The sequence below is a fragment of the Algoriphagus machipongonensis genome (genome assembly GCF_000166275.1).
GTDB lineage: Bacteria > Bacteroidota > Bacteroidia > Cytophagales > Cyclobacteriaceae > Algoriphagus > Algoriphagus machipongonensis.
Window position 1 is genome coordinate 3,362,739 of sequence record NZ_CM001023.1, and the last position, 14,934, is coordinate 3,377,672.

The 14,934-nt window shown below is 39.1% G+C and carries 15 protein-coding genes; 4 read left to right on the forward strand and 11 right to left on the reverse strand.

The features are described from left to right. Nucleotides 1-53 precede the first annotated feature (53 nt). On the reverse strand, nucleotides 54-1,208 hold the full coding sequence (locus ALPR1_RS14085; protein ID WP_008201661.1) for an aminotransferase class V-fold PLP-dependent enzyme: 1,155 nt from the start codon (nucleotides 1,206-1,208) through the stop codon (nucleotides 54-56). A 37-nt stretch (nucleotides 1,209-1,245) separates the two neighbouring features. Beyond that, nucleotides 1,246-1,749 (reverse strand): GNAT family N-acetyltransferase, encoded by a 504-nt coding sequence (locus ALPR1_RS14090; RefSeq protein WP_008201663.1) that lies wholly within the window; start codon nucleotides 1,747-1,749, stop codon nucleotides 1,246-1,248. Nucleotides 1,750-2,019: 270 nt separating this feature from the next. Between ALPR1_RS14090 and ALPR1_RS14095 the strand changes: the two genes are divergently transcribed. Next, a complete protein-coding gene (locus tag ALPR1_RS14095) occupies nucleotides 2,020-2,355 on the forward strand; it encodes an arsenosugar biosynthesis-associated peroxidase-like protein (RefSeq protein WP_008201664.1) in 336 nt (111 codons plus the stop codon). A gap of 3 nt (nucleotides 2,356-2,358) precedes the next feature. Then, nucleotides 2,359-3,411: an arsenosugar biosynthesis radical SAM (seleno)protein ArsS gene (arsS, locus tag ALPR1_RS14100; protein ID WP_008201665.1), complete on the forward strand. Its 1,053-nt coding sequence runs from the start codon at nucleotides 2,359-2,361 to the stop codon at nucleotides 3,409-3,411. 99 nt (nucleotides 3,412-3,510) lie between these two features. Here the strand turns inward: arsS and ALPR1_RS14105 are convergent, their stop codons facing one another. From ALPR1_RS14105 to ALPR1_RS14125, 5 genes are all read right to left on the reverse strand, one after another. Further along, nucleotides 3,511-5,274, reverse strand: coding sequence for an SGNH/GDSL hydrolase family protein (locus ALPR1_RS14105; RefSeq protein WP_008201666.1), 1,764 nt, complete (start codon nucleotides 5,272-5,274; stop codon nucleotides 3,511-3,513). Between the two features lie 112 nt (nucleotides 5,275-5,386). Next, nucleotides 5,387-6,013 (reverse strand): YdeI/OmpD-associated family protein, encoded by a 627-nt coding sequence (locus tag ALPR1_RS14110; protein ID WP_008201667.1) that lies wholly within the window; start codon nucleotides 6,011-6,013, stop codon nucleotides 5,387-5,389. Nucleotides 6,014-6,037: 24 nt separating this feature from the next. Next, on the reverse strand, nucleotides 6,038-6,616 hold the full coding sequence (locus tag ALPR1_RS14115) for a YdeI/OmpD-associated family protein (protein WP_008201668.1): 579 nt from the start codon (nucleotides 6,614-6,616) through the stop codon (nucleotides 6,038-6,040). A 116-nt stretch (nucleotides 6,617-6,732) separates the two neighbouring features. Beyond that, nucleotides 6,733-8,172: an alpha-L-fucosidase gene (locus tag ALPR1_RS14120; protein ID WP_008201669.1), complete on the reverse strand. Its 1,440-nt coding sequence runs from the start codon at nucleotides 8,170-8,172 to the stop codon at nucleotides 6,733-6,735. A 141-nt stretch (nucleotides 8,173-8,313) separates the two neighbouring features. Then, nucleotides 8,314-8,703, reverse strand: coding sequence for a hypothetical protein (locus tag ALPR1_RS14125; protein ID WP_008201670.1), 390 nt, complete (start codon nucleotides 8,701-8,703; stop codon nucleotides 8,314-8,316). Between the two features lie 183 nt (nucleotides 8,704-8,886). Here ALPR1_RS14125 and ALPR1_RS14130 point away from each other — a divergent pair, with 183 nt between their 5' ends. Then, nucleotides 8,887-9,351 (forward strand): (2Fe-2S)-binding protein, encoded by a 465-nt coding sequence (locus ALPR1_RS14130; protein ID WP_008201671.1) that lies wholly within the window; start codon nucleotides 8,887-8,889, stop codon nucleotides 9,349-9,351. 9 nt (nucleotides 9,352-9,360) lie between these two features. Continuing rightward, nucleotides 9,361-11,580 (forward strand): xanthine dehydrogenase family protein molybdopterin-binding subunit, encoded by a 2,220-nt coding sequence (locus ALPR1_RS14135; protein ID WP_008201673.1) that lies wholly within the window; start codon nucleotides 9,361-9,363, stop codon nucleotides 11,578-11,580. Between the two features lie 2 nt (nucleotides 11,581-11,582). Here ALPR1_RS14135 and ALPR1_RS14140 read toward each other — a convergent pair whose 3' ends face one another. The 4 genes from ALPR1_RS14140 to ALPR1_RS14155 all read right to left on the reverse strand — a co-directional run bounded on the left by ALPR1_RS14140 (nucleotide 11,583) and on the right by ALPR1_RS14155 (nucleotide 14,902). After that, entirely contained in the window at nucleotides 11,583-11,948 is a 366-nt protein-coding gene (locus ALPR1_RS14140) for a DUF2200 domain-containing protein (protein WP_008201674.1), read from the reverse strand. Between the two features lie 99 nt (nucleotides 11,949-12,047). Next, on the reverse strand, nucleotides 12,048-13,211 hold the full coding sequence (locus tag ALPR1_RS14145) for a BamA/TamA family outer membrane protein (protein WP_008201675.1): 1,164 nt from the start codon (nucleotides 13,209-13,211) through the stop codon (nucleotides 12,048-12,050). Nucleotides 13,212-13,796: 585 nt separating this feature from the next. Further along, nucleotides 13,797-14,312: a MepB family protein gene (locus ALPR1_RS14150; RefSeq protein WP_008201678.1), complete on the reverse strand. Its 516-nt coding sequence runs from the start codon at nucleotides 14,310-14,312 to the stop codon at nucleotides 13,797-13,799. Beyond that, the gene (locus ALPR1_RS14155) at nucleotides 14,309-14,902 is read right to left on the reverse strand and encodes a hypothetical protein (protein WP_008201679.1); all 594 of its coding nucleotides are present in this window, start codon (nucleotides 14,900-14,902) and stop codon (nucleotides 14,309-14,311) included. Before ALPR1_RS14155 ends, ALPR1_RS14150 begins: the two co-directional genes overlap by 4 nt. Nucleotides 14,903-14,934: the final 32 nt, after the last annotated feature.

The window sequence follows — 14,934 nt, forward strand, 5'->3', positions numbered from 1 at the left end:
TCTAAAAATAAAAATTCTAAAAACAGCTTATAGCAATACTTATTTCTGTTTTTCTACAATATTTCTTTCTTAATCGCTTCAATCAAACTCTCAATATTTTTCTCTGTATTAAAAACATTAACCGAAACCCGAAGATTTTCGCCTCTGGCAGAAAGGTAAATTTGATGCTCGTCCAAGCTTTTCTTCAATGAACTCAAAACCACATTTTCGGGCAAAACAGGGCAAATCAGATGGTAAGCAAGAAATTCATCTTTTTCTACCATTCCTCCATTTGCCAGAATAAAATCTCTTAAAGGCTGATTAAGATTTTTTGCATATGCCTGAATTTGTTCGGGTCTCCATTCCAATAATTGGCTTAAACTTGCTTTGAGCATAGGCATCATGATGAAATTGCTGGTTTCCCCCACATTAAACCTACCAGCTCCGGGCTCATATTGATCTGAGTAATCTGATAGAGAGCCAAAATCCCTTGCATTTACTCGATTCATCCAAGACTCCTCCAGTGGAATCCCATTGGCAAACTTTTCTCCTATGTAGGCCAAGGCGAGAGAATAGGGTCCCAATAGCCATTTGTAAGCAGCACAAACCAACGCATCAATACGATATTTATCAACATCCATTGGTAGAGCTCCTACTGATTGGGTGCCATCCACGATAAAATAAGCCCCTACTTGATGACACTTTTCACCAATAGCTTTTAAATCAAACTTCACTCCGCTCATCCAGTGGATCGAACTGATTAAAACTACGGCAGTCTTTTCATCAATAGCCTCTATGAGCCGTTGATTCCAACTTTCCCCTTTCTGCTTTTGCTGAGAATCAGGGTCAATGGTTTGTAACTCTGCCTGATTCTCTCTCGTCCACCTTTCCATCGCAAAATAACCACTCGGGAACTCATCTTTCACCACAACCGCCTTCTTCCTGTTACCCGCTTTTATGTTATTCAATACTGATGTAAATCCATAGGAAGTTGATGGCACTACTGCTACTTCACTTGCCTGGCAATTCACCAATTGGGCAAAGGATCTTCTAACCTCTACAACCCCGTCAAAAAAATCATCTGGCTTCAATTGAAAAGGATTCCTTTGGTTGATCAGGGATTGAATACCCGCTTCTTCAGAACTTTTGAGCAAGGGCGCCCTGTAGGCATTGTTTAAATAATGTACCTCTGGCTTTAGACTGAAAAGCTCTTTTTGACAGTTTAGCATACTATTTCTTTTAATCTAAAATTGTATAAACTCGTTTTCACAAATTATCTGAAATATCCTTAAACATGATATAAGTATCGACCCTACCCAATTTGCGGTGTCGAAATCCTCCGGGTGTTGTTCCTATAATATTGAACCCAAACTTCTCCCATAGATGGACCGCAGGCTTGTTGGTACTCACTACAATATTAAACTGAATCCCTTTAAACCCTTTTTCCGTGGCAAAAGAGATTGAGTGCTCACACAACATGGCCCCAAAGCCTTTACCCTGATGATCTGGATGTACCATATAACTGGCATTGGCAATATGATCCCCTAAACCTATCTGGTTGGGTTTGATGATATAGGTAGCCAGAACTACTCCATATTCATCGACCAACACAAAACTATCCATATAGGATGCAAACCAATAACCTTCTAATTTTTCCTTCGGTGTGTCAGGTTCAAAAACGTAGGTATCTCCCAACTGAATCACCTTTGAGAAAATTTCCCAAACCTCATGCTTATCTTCCTCAAAAACTGCTTTACGAATATGTGGCATGAAAAAACTTACAACTTGGTTTGTAGCAAATCTATTGGAAAAATGAATCCGATACTCGTCTTGGTTAAATAAATAAACCAAAGTCCATTCATCAAGTTTTCTCGTAAGTTATGGTTAAACGTGAACCTTTAATAGTAAATATAGATTCCCATTGTGGCTTTGCCCTATGAATAGATTGTCATTCAAAAGACAAAACCCCATTAAACTCAAGTTCTCCAAGTGAGATAAAAAAGAATAAAATATCTTAACAAAAACAAGCAATCCTACATCATGCAAAAAACGTATTACGATCCAGCAGACTTAAAAAAATTCGGAAAAATCAGTGAATGGAATGAAGAGTTGGGGAACAAGTTTTTCGATTATTACAACAGTGTTTTTGAAGAGGGAGAATTGAGTGCAAGAGAGAAATCATTAATAGCTCTTGCGGTAGCACACACAATTCAGTGCCCTTATTGCATCGATGCCTATACCGGTGATGGATTGACACGGGGAATCACTAAAGTAGAAATGATGGAAGCTCTTCATGTAGCCGGAGCTATTCGAGGTGGAGCCTCCTTAGTACATGGGGTTCAAATGATGAATAAAGTGAACAAATTGGAAATGTAATTTATGATTAAGTCTTTAAAACGTAGAAATAGTGAGCTTGCAGATGGACAGAAACAATTAAAAATTCTATCCAACGAGTTATTTTCAGAGGGTCATTTGCCAACTTTTAAGCAAAAGATTTCTGAATCCGGGCAGTTTCCTCTTCGTGCTAAAAACTTAGAAATCCTTCAAATCAATGTAGGGTACATGTGCAATCAGGTTTGCAAGCATTGCCATGTGGATGCGGGGCCTGACCGCAAAGAAATAATGACTCGGGAAACCATGGAGCAGTGCTTGGAAGTGTTAAAAAACACCACTGCACACACTCTTGATCTGACAGGGGGAGCACCGGAAATGAACCCAAATTTCAGATGGTTTGTAGAGGAAGCTAGTAAAATTGGAGTCAAAGATTTTATCGTTCGCTCCAATCTTACAATCATGAGGTCGAACAAAAAATATTACGATCTCCCTGAATTCTTTAAGAAACATGGTATCCATGTGGTCAGCTCTATGCCTCACTGGACTCAGGGAAAAACTGATTCCCAACGTGGAAATGGGGTGTTCCAACAATCAATTGAAGCTTTGAGAATTTTAAATGAGTTAGGTTATGGAATGGAAAACAGCCCTTTGAAACTTGATTTGGTTTACAATCCATCGGGAGCATTTCTGCCAGCCGACCAAAAATCCTTAGAAGCTGACTTCAAATCTGCTCTTAGAAAAGATTTCGGAATTGAATTCAATGAGCTTTTTGCTATCACGAACCTACCGATCAGCAGGTTTTTGGATTACTTGGTTGCCACAGATAATTACGAAGATTATATGTACAGCTTAGTAGAGGCATTTAATCCTGCTACTGTGTCCAATGTCATGTGCACCAACACACTTTCTGTGGGTTGGGATGGAAGCTTATATGATTGTGATTTCAATCAAATGTTGGATTTACCTGTGAATAGTAAAATCAAACATATCTCGGATTATCAGGAGGCAATACTTCAAAACAGAGAAATTGCTATTAGCCAACATTGCTATGGTTGTACTGCGGGTGCCGGTAGCAGCTGTCAAGGAATTGTTTCCTAAAAATTCTCGCTATTTGACAAACTCTAAATAACACAACGAACCCCTCCCGAAGTTGAGAAAAGGAAGCAACTTCGGGAGGCTTTTAATAGTACGTATTTTTTATTTTTTCAATTCCGGTAAAAGCTCTTCTCCGATGATTCGATATCCCTCTTCGTTGGGATGTAAACCATCAGAAAACAGGTTTTCATTTAACGTTCCATCCACTTTCAACAATCCTTTCCCTAGGTCCTTATATTCAACATTAGCTAAATAAACCATTTGAGAAATTTTAAGGTTCAAGGAAGCGATTTCAGCCTCCATTCCCCTTCTCGGAAGTAATCCTACCATAAGAATTTCGCTTTTAGCCTGTCTATCCTGAATTGCTTGAATCAGATTTTCTAAGCCCTCCAAAATTTCCTCATGGCTATTAAGGTGAATATTATTCGTTCCTATCATCAAAACGATTTGCTTTGCCTCAAACCCATCTAATTCATCGTGATATACTCTCCAAAGCACATTTTCTATTCGATCCCATCCATAGCCATAATTTCTCACTCCCAGAGGTTCAAATAATTCTTTCCAACTAGTCGGTCCATTGACGTTTTTAATAGCCGGCTCACCACCCCAGAAATTCACAATTGAGTTTCCAAAAATTAAGATTTCAGGAGCTTTTTCTTGATTCATCTCCAAAATTCGCTGATGCCTCTCCACCCAATTATAAACCGCAATATCACGGCTTTGACTCATGGGAATCGTCGTCGAGAGATTACCCAGAGGTTCATTTAAAACCTCTCGAATCAACTTTTCATAGGCATCCGCATACTCCAGCATCCCCAAATCATTGGGATGGATAATATCCACAAATGAATCATACCCAAGTCCCAAGTCTTCCTTTTCTAAAAGAAAGATTCCAGAAATACCTTCTGACTTCAGTTTTAGGAAAGCTTTCTCATATTGTTCATTTAGGCTTTTAACATGAACATGATTTTTCATGTTGGTCGTAGCATCCGCATATCCCACATGTTCTGTCAATATGATGGGAGTGTTGGGCCGTTTTTCTTTTAGCTGATGAACAGCATCTAAGGTAAGTTGGTAGACATCATCATTTTCTGGACTTAAATTGGGCAAGCAATCCAAAATGTAAAGCTTGGCATCTATCTCCGTCAATAGGTCAATGATTTCAGGCTCCATTTTTCCATTTCCAGAAAAACCCAGATTCAATACAGGCCTCTCTAGTTTCCTTTCTAAAATATTTGTCCAAGCCATCCCAGGTCTTGAAGCACAGGCTCCTTGGCAAATGGAGGTTCCATAGGCAACGATTGGCTTCTCATTCTTTAAAGGAAGTATTTTGAAAATGGCATCCTCACCCACTCCTATTTCTAACTGGGTCACTTCATTATAAAGCGGTAAAAACAATTGATATTCTCTTCCATACTGATGGTATTTTTGAGAATCCTCATCGATTACAAACTTGTAATTTGACTCGGATCCAATCGAGTATTTCCCCCAGCTCCTTTGCCAATCTCCATCATAGGATTTACTATATAGATCCAGACCACTTTTGCCAGTGGCAGGCATATGGGGAAAAGAAACTCCACCAGACACGGCATATTTTACCTCAATAGTTTCCGAGTTAGTCCAAAATCGTATCGATAAACCTGCTGCCTGCTTTGACAAATTCCATACGGCATCTCTCACATTCTCCTCGGCTCTCGCCGGCAACCTATGGTAAATTGAAGGAAGCTCCTCACTCCAGGCTTGGCCACTTATTACAGGCACCTCGCTGGATTCTGGGTTCCACCATTTGAGCGTCACACTTTCTTCTTGGGCCATCAAGTTTGTTGCCCAAATAAAAGTGACTAACAAAACAATAATCTTTCTCATTTTAAAAACACATTTTAAGGAACAACAAAATCGGAAATATTATGGAGTATCGGTAATTCTTAAAAAATGAACAGGCAAAAGAACTCGAAGTATCAAACCTGAATTTTAAAGTTTATATAGGTTCCTGCAGTCCTTTACCCATCAAAATTTTGGGAATGCACTTTTCTATTCGAGCAAGCCTGGTTTTCGATTGTTTTGCCTGTGTGAAGTGAAGGAGATAGCCACGCTGTCTTCCTGGCGTAAGACTCTCAAAGGCCTCTTTAAAACCTGGATCTTCATCCAATTTCATTTGTAGTTCCTCTGGAATCATCATTTGTGGTTTATCTTTCTTCTCTGGCTCTATCCCCGCTTTCTCCACTTCAATTGATTCAAAAAGATACTCTCTAATGGTTTGATCCAATTCCGTAATTTCAGAAACACTTTTGAATTTTAATGACCTTGAAAATTGCGTGTTTTCTCCCGGCCTCTCTAATATTCTTTCAGGGTCTTTTAGCAAAGATCCTTTAAAAAAATTAATGGAGCAGTAATCTTTAAAAGCAGCTATAATCAATACATTTTTACCATTCAGGGTGTACGTTGGAACTCCCCATTTCACTTCCTCTTTCAGACCGGAACTCAGCACAATTTGCCTTAGCAGATGCAATTCCTTCGTCCAGGAGTGAACTTTGCAGTTGGGTGTACCTCCCAAATTACATCTTCCACAACCTTCAGTTAAATATTGATCTACGTCCAAGGGCATTATATTTGATTTCTTCAATTTCCATTAGTCGTTTAGTCCCTTACCTTCAAAAATTTTAGGCATATATTTTTCAATTCTTGTCTCCCTGGTTTTGGATTGTTTGGCTTGTGAAAAATAAAGCATGTAACCTCGTTGCCTTCCGGGAGTCAGGCTTTCAAATGCTTTTTTCAATTCGGAATCTACCTCTAGTATAGATTTGAATTCCTCTGGCATTGGGAATTCTGAGGTTTTCTTTAATTCAACTTTTAGCCCTGCTTTTTCCACCTCAATCGCTTCAAAAACATATGCTTTGATGGTCGCTTTTAGTACTTGAATTTCCTTCAATTCTGTGAACCTCATTTGTCTAGCCGCCTGGACATTTTCTGTTTGTTGAATCAAAATTCCTTCATGATCTTTTAGAAGGGCACCTTTGTGAAATAGGATGGCACAATAATCCTTAAAACCATGAATCAAGACCACATTGCTTCCACGAAAAGTGTAGCAAGGAACACCCCATTTTAATTCCTCGATCAATTCAGAATCAAGAATAATAGATCTTAAAAGCAAATACTCCTGCTGCCACTGGGAAGGTTTTTCGAAAAAGAAATCAACTTTTGGGTTCATCTGAAAACAAGATTTTGAAAAACAAAGAAGAATGAAATCAAGGATCAAGATAAAAAAATAGTCAGCCAAATTAACCTGGCTGACTACTCAAAATTATTTCAAATGGTAATACCCAATCAATTGCCTTCAAATTTTAAGACAATTGCTGGTGCTCCTGAGAGCTTTTTCTGCAGACTTTTGGGAATTGAAACCAAGGTCTTGCCATCTTCAGTTTTCCATCGAAGGGATTTATTTTCTCCCAAAATCGTGATCTTGCTCCCTTCTTTGGGAGCATTTTTGGTCCAAGAAATTGTTTCGCTAAGTTCTTCTCCTTCTTCTAGAGGCAATAAAGCATACATTTCTTTTTCCTTCCCTTTTGTAAAATAGAGTTTTTCATCTTTAAAATCCTGAATCGCTCGGGTATTATAAATTCCCTCTCCATTCACTTCCATCCAAGCTCCAATTTCTTCCAATCTAGAAACCTGCTCAGGTAAGAACACTCCATCTGCGGTGGGTCCCACACCCAATAATAAGTTTCCTCCTTTTGCCACTATCTCTATCAACAGGTGAATGACTTTTCTGGAAGGTTTAAATTTATCATTTGGAACATACCCCCAAGCACCACCTAAAGTGATGCAACTTTCCCATGGATCGGAAGACATCTCCGATGGAATACCTTGCTCAGGAGTTCTATAATTTTCAAATGGACCATGAACCGTACGATCCACAATTAATATTCCCTCTTGATTTTCCCTTGCCATCTTAGCCACTTTAGGCATATCGATTTCCTGACTGAATTCAGGGATTGGTGCACCCCAGCTCAAGACCTCTTCATTTACTGTGGATTTGGGTCTAACCCATCCCCCATCCAACCAAAGGATATCAATATCCCCATAATTGCTGGTGATTTCATTCAATTGATTATGCGTAAACTGAACATATTGATTCCATCTCCAAGGGTGCTTACGGATGTCATAATTGACATTTCTATCAGGAGTAGCTCGATAATCCCACCAGTAATATTGAGAATGCCAATCTGGTTTAGAATAATAGGCTCCAATCATCATATCCTTTTCTCTAAAGGCATCAAAAACATATTTAGCCACATCTGCTTTGGGATGATTTGCAAAGGGCCCATTGGTGATTTTATAATCCGTAAACTGGGTATCAAACATATTGAAGCCATCATGATGCTTGGTGGTAAAAACCACATATTTCATTCCTGCTTTGGCAGCAGCATCCGCCCACTGGCTGGGGTCAAATCCTTGTGGGTTAAATTTCTCATTTAGTCCCCAATACCAATCTTTATAATCCTCATAGCTCTGAGTTGTATCTTTTCTGTTGATCCAATCTTCATTGACAATGCTCCATGACTCGACGATTCCCGGCACTGCATAAATGCCCCAGTGAATCAAAATCCCGAATTTTTGATCTCGCCAATGTTCCAGCTTCTCAGCCACTTTGGGATCAGTTGGGTATTCGTATTCAGAAGATGTTGGATGTAAGGTATTCTGAGCTTCCGCTCCAATAGTGACCATTAATGCCACCAGAATCAACCAAAAATATTTTTGGATCATAGGGTTTTGGAATAAATACTAAAGAAAATATTAGGTGGTAATACTACCTGCTAAAGGTAAAAGGGATTGATTTGATGAGCAAAGCCAAGGCCTTGATTTCTGAGCAAAATGTGAAAATAGCCTCCATCAAGCGCTTTATGCTCACTTTACTTCCCTCTCGATACTATTTTTTACTGCTCTTATTGTGATTATTGCCAAAACTAGAAATGGAATAGTTGAAAAAACAATCTTCATGTTTAACCCTATTAATCCAACAAAGCACATAAACCCTATTAATAATCCCAATCCTGCTATTCCTATATAAATGAGGATTCTATTGGGTTTAGCCTGAAAAACAGTGATCAGCAAAAGGATTTGCCCTATTATGGGAAAAACTGTCAATGGGTGAAGCACAGATTTGGGGTCAACAAACAATTTGGCCGCAAATTCTCCTTCCACCTGGAACAAAAAGGAATGATTACCTCCTCCCCATTCCAAATATCCAAATAGAGAACTAACAATCATCAGGAAAATCAAAAGCCTAATTTTCATTTCAAACTGGATAGAAACTCAATCTTACCCTCATTAATTTAACAAAAGACTATCCCCAATTCAACTCATATTTTTTACTATCTGAAAGATTTAACCAGAGATCAAAATTCCAACCTCCGTTTATAATGATTCCCTACTATTTAAATTATCAATTCCTTATCTTAGAAATTGACACAGCTGACTATGCCCCAATATATCCTACATATCAATGGCTCTCAAAAAACCGTAGAGACCGAAGATGATACGCCCTTACTATATGTCCTTCGGGATAATTTAGAACTCAACGGACCAAAATTCGGATGTGGCCTCTCCCAGTGTGGTGCATGCATGGTATTGATAGATGGTGTTGCTACTACTTCCTGCATGAGACCTATTTCAAGCATAGGAGAATCAAAAATCACAACGATAGAAGGTTTGGCAAGTGAAAATGGAAAACTTCATGTTGTTCAAGAAGCCTTTATCGAGGAACAAGCTGCGCAATGTGGCTACTGCCTCAATGGAATGGTAATGGCCTCCGTGAGTTTGCTAAATGATAATCCCAAACCAACTGACCAAGAGATTCGAAGTGCCCTTCAATTAAATCTTTGTCGCTGCAGTACTCATTCAAGAATAATTAAGGCTGTTCAAACTGCCTCTAAAAAACTTTAATCCCAAATCATGATTGAGCTACCCAAAACCTCCAGAAGAAAGTTTCTTAGAAAGATCGGATATATCAGCGTGGGATTCCCTTTACTCAGCTCCTGTTTTGCTGAGCAGGAACAAAAAATGGCTTCCAGAGTGGATTTCGAAGGTGATTTTCCTGGAAATCTAAGAGATGCCTCTCAGGTTAATGCTTGGCTTCAGGTACTTGAAGATGGCTCTGTGCTTATTTATTCTGGCAAGGTAGAGCTAGGTCAGGGGATTCGAATGGCAGTCTGCCAAGTAGCTGCGGAAGAATTGGATTTGGAACTTGAACAGGTGGAAGTTCACCTAGCTGAAACAGAAGTAACCCCTGATGAAGGATTTACTTCAGGAAGTGGCTCGATCCCGGGTAGTGCTATGGCCGTAAGGTATGCCGCTGCCACTGCCAGACAAAAACTTTTGGAACTGGCCAGTAATAAGCTAAATACAGGTGTAGAAAATTTGATTTTCTATGGAGGAAAAGTGAAAACCAAAACAGGAAACAAGAGCTTAAACTTTGCAGAAATTTTAGATGGAGCACAGATTGACATGGAAGTCAGCAAACCTGTCTCAATTAAAGACTATGCTGAATATCGCTATGTAGGCAAATCCGTTCCAAGAAAGGATATTCCAAAAATGGTTCGGGGAGAAGAAGTTTATATTCAAGATCTTCGATTTCCGGGAATGGTTCATGCAAGAGTATTGCGCCCCCCAAGCTATCAAGCCCAGCTAGACAGTTTAAACACATCAGGTCTAAATGCTGCCGTTTCAGGCGTTTTAAAGACCCATGTGAGTGGAAGTTTTGTTGGGGTAATTACAGAAAGAGAGTTTCAGGCTGTAAAAGCTGTAGCGTATTTAAGGCAGAATTCTGAATGGACTTCAGAAACCAACCTACCAGCCGAAGAGCAACTTTTTGATCATTTAAAATCTATCGCTGAGCCTTCCAGAGAAATCCGAAATAAAGGAGATGTTCTTTCCGCTTCGGAAGGCAAAAATCTATTTAAAGCAAAATACACCAAGCCCTACATCATGCATGGCTCCATTGGCCCTGCTTGTGGCATTGCTCTCTATGATGGGAAGAAATTGACTGTTTGGTCACATAGTCAAGGAATTTATCCAATGAGGAGGGCGATGTCTGCCATGCTCAATATGGATGAAAATGATATTCATGTGATTTCAGCACCCGGAGCTGGATGTTTTGGGCATAGCACTGCTGATGATGCTGCTGCCGATGCAGCAATTCTGGCTTTGGCATATCCAGGAAAACATGTGAGAGTTCAATGGTCCCGACAAGACGAACATACCTGGGAGCCTTATGGCACTGCAATGATCATGGAAATGGAGGCGAGTTTGGATGATCAAGGGAGAATCAGCACTTGGAAATCAGATATTTGGACTGACTCACATAGCTTGCGTCCCGATAGAGATCCTGCCACACTTATAGATGCTAGGTACCTAGAAAACCCTGTTCAACTGAAAGGAAGAGGTTATTTGGGCGGAGGACATAGAAACGCTGATCCCTATTACTCTTTCCCTAACATGCAGGTAAATGCCCATTTTTTTGATGGTCCATTACGTATTTCCTCATTGCGAAGCTTAGGGTCCTATTCTAATATTTTTGCTATTGAGTCATTTATGGATGAACTGGCAGAAAAAGCAGGTATAGATCCATTTGAATTCAGAATAAAGCAACTAGACGATCCAAGAGCCATCGCTGTAATCCAGAAGCTTCAGCAGATGTGTAGCTCGGAAAATATGGGTGATGGAGAAGGTGTAGGAATGGCCTTTTCCCGGTACAAAAATAATACTGCCTATGCAGCTGTTGCCGCTAAAATTAAGGTAGATAAAAATGAAGGGACAATCGAACTTCAAAAATTGTGGGGAGTAGGTGATGTAGGTCAAATCATCAACTTAGACGGAATTAAAAACCAATATGAAGGCGGAATGATCCAGGCTGCCAGCTGGACGCTGCTTGAGCAAGTAAGTTTTGAGAAAGATAAAATAAGCAGTAAAAATTGGTCTAATTATCCCATTTTCAGATTTATAGATGTTCCTCAAGTGGAAGTAGCCATGATAGACCGACCTGAAGAAAAAGCAGAAGGTGGCGGAGAAGTTTCTATGCCGCCTACAGGAGCAGCGATCGCCAATGCAGTATACCAAGCAAGTGGCAAGCGGGTGAAAAATTTACCAATCACCGCGGAGAAAATCTTGAGCTAAATCTAGCTTGACCTCAGTATTTTCTCCATTTTCTTTCCTTTGGCCAGTTCGTCGACCAACTTATCCAAATACCTTACCTGCTGAGTCAAAGGATTTTCAATTTCCTCCACACGATACCCACAAATCAAACCGGTAATCAGGTTTGCATTTTGATTGAGATTTGCTTCAGCAAAAAAGGCGAAAAACGTCAATTTCGCTGTGATCATTTCTTGTAATTTTTTCTCATCAAAGCCAGTCAACCATTCGATCACTTGATGTAATTCTTCTTTGGTCCTGCCCTTCTTCTCAACTTTGGTTACATAATGAGGATACACTGATGCAAATGTCATTTTCGCTATTCGCTCATTGTGTTCAGCCGTAGTTTTCATATTTGTGAGATTACAAATTCAGCATCAAGATTCAAAATCTGATCAATTGGGTTGCTTAAAAACTTTAAATCTAAAGTTAAAAAAATGGTTTGTCTCTGTTTAGTTTCTATTGTTCCAGGCTGAACCAAAAATTATATACCAACCCAAATCATTGTTGGACCAAGCCACATCTACCCCTGTTCTAATTCCAAACTTCCGGGCTATTAAATACCTGAATCCAGTTCCATAATTATAGACCAAATCAGCTTCTGAAAAGGATATTTCCTTCGTAACAGCTTTACCCGTTCCTACAAACCCTAAAACGCTCCATCGATCAGTAATATCATACCGCTGTTCCGTTTCTACAAGGTAAGTCTGATCCCCTTGATATCGGGCCATAGGCACTCCCCTCAAGGAAACACTAGGCTTCAAGTAAAATGGTGCATCATCAAATTGCATTCTTCCTTCCAACCTAAAGCCACTCACCCATTTTGGAGCCAATTGAAGGTATTGAAATGCTGCGATATTTAGATTTTGATACTCATAATCACTACCTGTCCAGGAACCATTCATCTTAAAATCTGAGACGATGTAGAGTCCCTTATTTGGCGTAAAGACATTATCCCTTTTGTCATATTCCATCGCTATTCCAATACTGCTCAGATTATTATCCAGGGATTTATCAGTTGCAAATTCTGGAAGGTTTTCTAAGCCGAAATCAGGACGAACTTTATTTCTCAAGTATAGATATTCCAGCCCTACAAATAATTGGGTTTTTCCAATCTGCCGAAGTACCGAAGCAAAAACAGCAGTGGTGTTAAAATTAAAGCCAAACTTACGCTCACTTACCATTGGCAAGTCCCTATAGAAATCCATGTTTACATCTCCATATGCCGCTCCAACTCTATATTTTAAATGTTGCTTTGGTAAGGAAGCTATGCGCATTGCACCTACTCCCCAAGTTTTATTTCCGGTAATCCCACCAAATGCAGCAGTAATATCCGGAGGTACAAATTCACCCAGATTTTGATTCTTATTGGGTTTAATAAATATAGGAGAGAAAACCACTCCAATACCTCCTAATGCAGGCTCTGTAACAATTTGTGCCACAGGAATAAAGCCATGAAAATTGATTAAGAAATCACTGAGATCAAGCTTGTTATCCAATGAATCTCGAAAAACCTCCATGGTCAATTTCTCCTTTTTTGGCTTATCCTGAGCCAAAACAAAATTGAGGGATAGGAGGCTGACAAAAAATACAAGTGCAGTCCGGTAAAAATTCATTGCAACTAGGTTCAAATCAACAATTTAATAGACTCAAACAAATTAATGTTTTCAAAGGAATATAAATACCTATTCTTCCACTTTTTGTCCTTTTTTATCCATAGTTAACCCAAAAATAATTAAAGATTTAAATTTTAAACTTCTAAGAAGTTGATACACTACCAGATAGAATTGAATCGTAAAAATTTCACCCCTCAATTGCAATCAATCTACTCCAGAACTCCTATTTTTTGATCTCTTGCAATTTATAGAGGTCCTTTGATATGGTTAATTCAAACCCGTGAGGGACAAATCCCTGATCCTTTTTAACTCGTACCCAAAAGGGAGTTTGAGGTAAAATATTGGTTGAATTGAACTCCTCTATAATCTTATTCTCAATCTCACAGATCATGCCTTGCTTTTTTTGCCGCAAACCTAAAAAATCAACGTTTCAAAATAAAGCTCTCATCAGGGTTTTTGACGAACATCAACATATGAAAAAGTAATTGGGGTTTGATGGGATTGATTAAAAAATTGGGTCAGGAAAATAGTGAGAATTGTTTGTTCTGATGGTTTCAGGACACTGTAATAGAAATAAACTTGTTCCTACTTTGTATTCAAATACAGGCGTTTTACTTTCTCCAAATCGGTCATTTTTCCAATCTCGAAAAAGTAAGACAATTGCCATTTTTGAGTTCTTTCCGCTTGTTTATTTTGAGTATTGTCCCAAGGTGGATAAACCCGAAAACCTCTCTTCCCTTCTTTTCTTTCTGAGGTAACAATTCCCTTCTTTATCAATTCGGATTTTGGGAATACAAATTGACCGAAACGTTCTCCTGATGTGACATTGATTAGGTAAAAATCAAATGAGTCAGATTCTGAAAAAGGCTCAGTTATTCCAAGAAGATTTCGCTTCCAAAAAGTCACAAACTGCCCTGATTTTTTGGGTGTTATTTTAGAACTCCTACAGATTATCTTCAGTCTATTCAATTTAAATTGACAGGCATCATATTCTTTCCCCTCCCCTTCGTTCTTCAGTTCTGAAATTTTGAAAGATAACTCATTGTATATTTCTGTTTTTACCCGGTCTAGGCTTTCATTCAAAGCTTCAATCTTATTCATTTATTGATATTTGAGTGCAAATTAGCTTTTTCAAACACAGTAGTCCAAGAACGTTCTTCCCCTAAGGAATCTGATTTCGCTTTGGCCTGAATCGTAATCGTCTTGCCATCATCACTCAATTCCCAAACCTCCGTTACATATACAAGCATTTGTTCCATAGGGTTTTCCTTATATGGCTTATGAATCATCAGGTGAACGGTGGAATTAACAGTCAGTGTTTGCCTATCGGTAGACCATTTTGAGCTAAACTTCTTCCCTCTATCAGGCCCATGATCAATTTGGCCGACTTTACCATCAAAGGTCAGTTTTTCAGTACCTGCAACCGGCACCTCACCAGGAAAGGAACTTGATGTCGCAATAGTAAGAAAAGTGGGCTGTTGTGTTATTTTCATGGTATTCGCCAGCATACGATCACCAGCGTCGAAGCTGCAAACAATATTTCCACCCATACTTATCGACTCCTTGGATTTCCATACCCCGGAAAAGTCAGCACGTTGGGTGTTATTAGGTTGTTGAGCTTCTGTTGCAAAATAAGTAACACCCGCTAAAAGAATAATCAGGCAAGAGAATACGGTTCTTTTATTTTTCATTTTTAAATAGACTTAAATTTTGAGTTAGCTTT

Excerpts from the sequence above, each read along its gene's own strand:
- ALPR1_RS14145 (WP_008201675.1), bottom strand. The coding sequence starts at position 13,211 with ATGAATTTTTACCGGACTGCACTTGTATTTTTTGTCAGCCTCCTATCC.
- ALPR1_RS14125 (WP_008201670.1), bottom strand. The coding sequence starts at position 8,703 with ATGAAAATTAGGCTTTTGATTTTCCTGATGATTGTTAGTTCTCTATTT.
- ALPR1_RS14120 (WP_008201669.1), bottom strand. The coding sequence starts at position 8,172 with ATGATCCAAAAATATTTTTGGTTGATTCTGGTGGCATTAATGGTCACT.
- ALPR1_RS14115 (WP_008201668.1), bottom strand. The coding sequence starts at position 6,616 with ATGAACCCAAAAGTTGATTTCTTTTTCGAAAAACCTTCCCAGTGGCAG.
- ALPR1_RS14110 (WP_008201667.1), bottom strand. The coding sequence starts at position 6,013 with ATGCCCTTGGACGTAGATCAATATTTAACTGAAGGTTGTGGAAGATGT.
- arsS (WP_008201665.1), top strand. The coding sequence starts at position 2,359 with ATGATTAAGTCTTTAAAACGTAGAAATAGTGAGCTTGCAGATGGACAG.
- ALPR1_RS14140 (WP_008201674.1), bottom strand. The coding sequence starts at position 11,948 with ATGAAAACTACGGCTGAACACAATGAGCGAATAGCGAAAATGACATTT.
- ALPR1_RS14130 (WP_008201671.1), top strand. The coding sequence starts at position 8,887 with ATGCCCCAATATATCCTACATATCAATGGCTCTCAAAAAACCGTAGAG.
- ALPR1_RS14095 (WP_008201664.1), top strand. The coding sequence starts at position 2,020 with ATGCAAAAAACGTATTACGATCCAGCAGACTTAAAAAAATTCGGAAAA.
- ALPR1_RS14085 (WP_008201661.1), bottom strand. The coding sequence starts at position 1,208 with ATGCTAAACTGTCAAAAAGAGCTTTTCAGTCTAAAGCCAGAGGTACAT.
- ALPR1_RS14135 (WP_008201673.1), top strand. The coding sequence starts at position 9,361 with ATGATTGAGCTACCCAAAACCTCCAGAAGAAAGTTTCTTAGAAAGATC.
- ALPR1_RS14090 (WP_008201663.1), bottom strand. The coding sequence starts at position 1,749 with ATGCCACATATTCGTAAAGCAGTTTTTGAGGAAGATAAGCATGAGGTT.
- ALPR1_RS14155 (WP_008201679.1), bottom strand. The coding sequence starts at position 14,902 with ATGAAAAATAAAAGAACCGTATTCTCTTGCCTGATTATTCTTTTAGCG.
- ALPR1_RS14105 (WP_008201666.1), bottom strand. The coding sequence starts at position 5,274 with ATGAGAAAGATTATTGTTTTGTTAGTCACTTTTATTTGGGCAACAAAC.
- ALPR1_RS14150 (WP_008201678.1), bottom strand. The coding sequence starts at position 14,312 with ATGAATAAGATTGAAGCTTTGAATGAAAGCCTAGACCGGGTAAAAACA.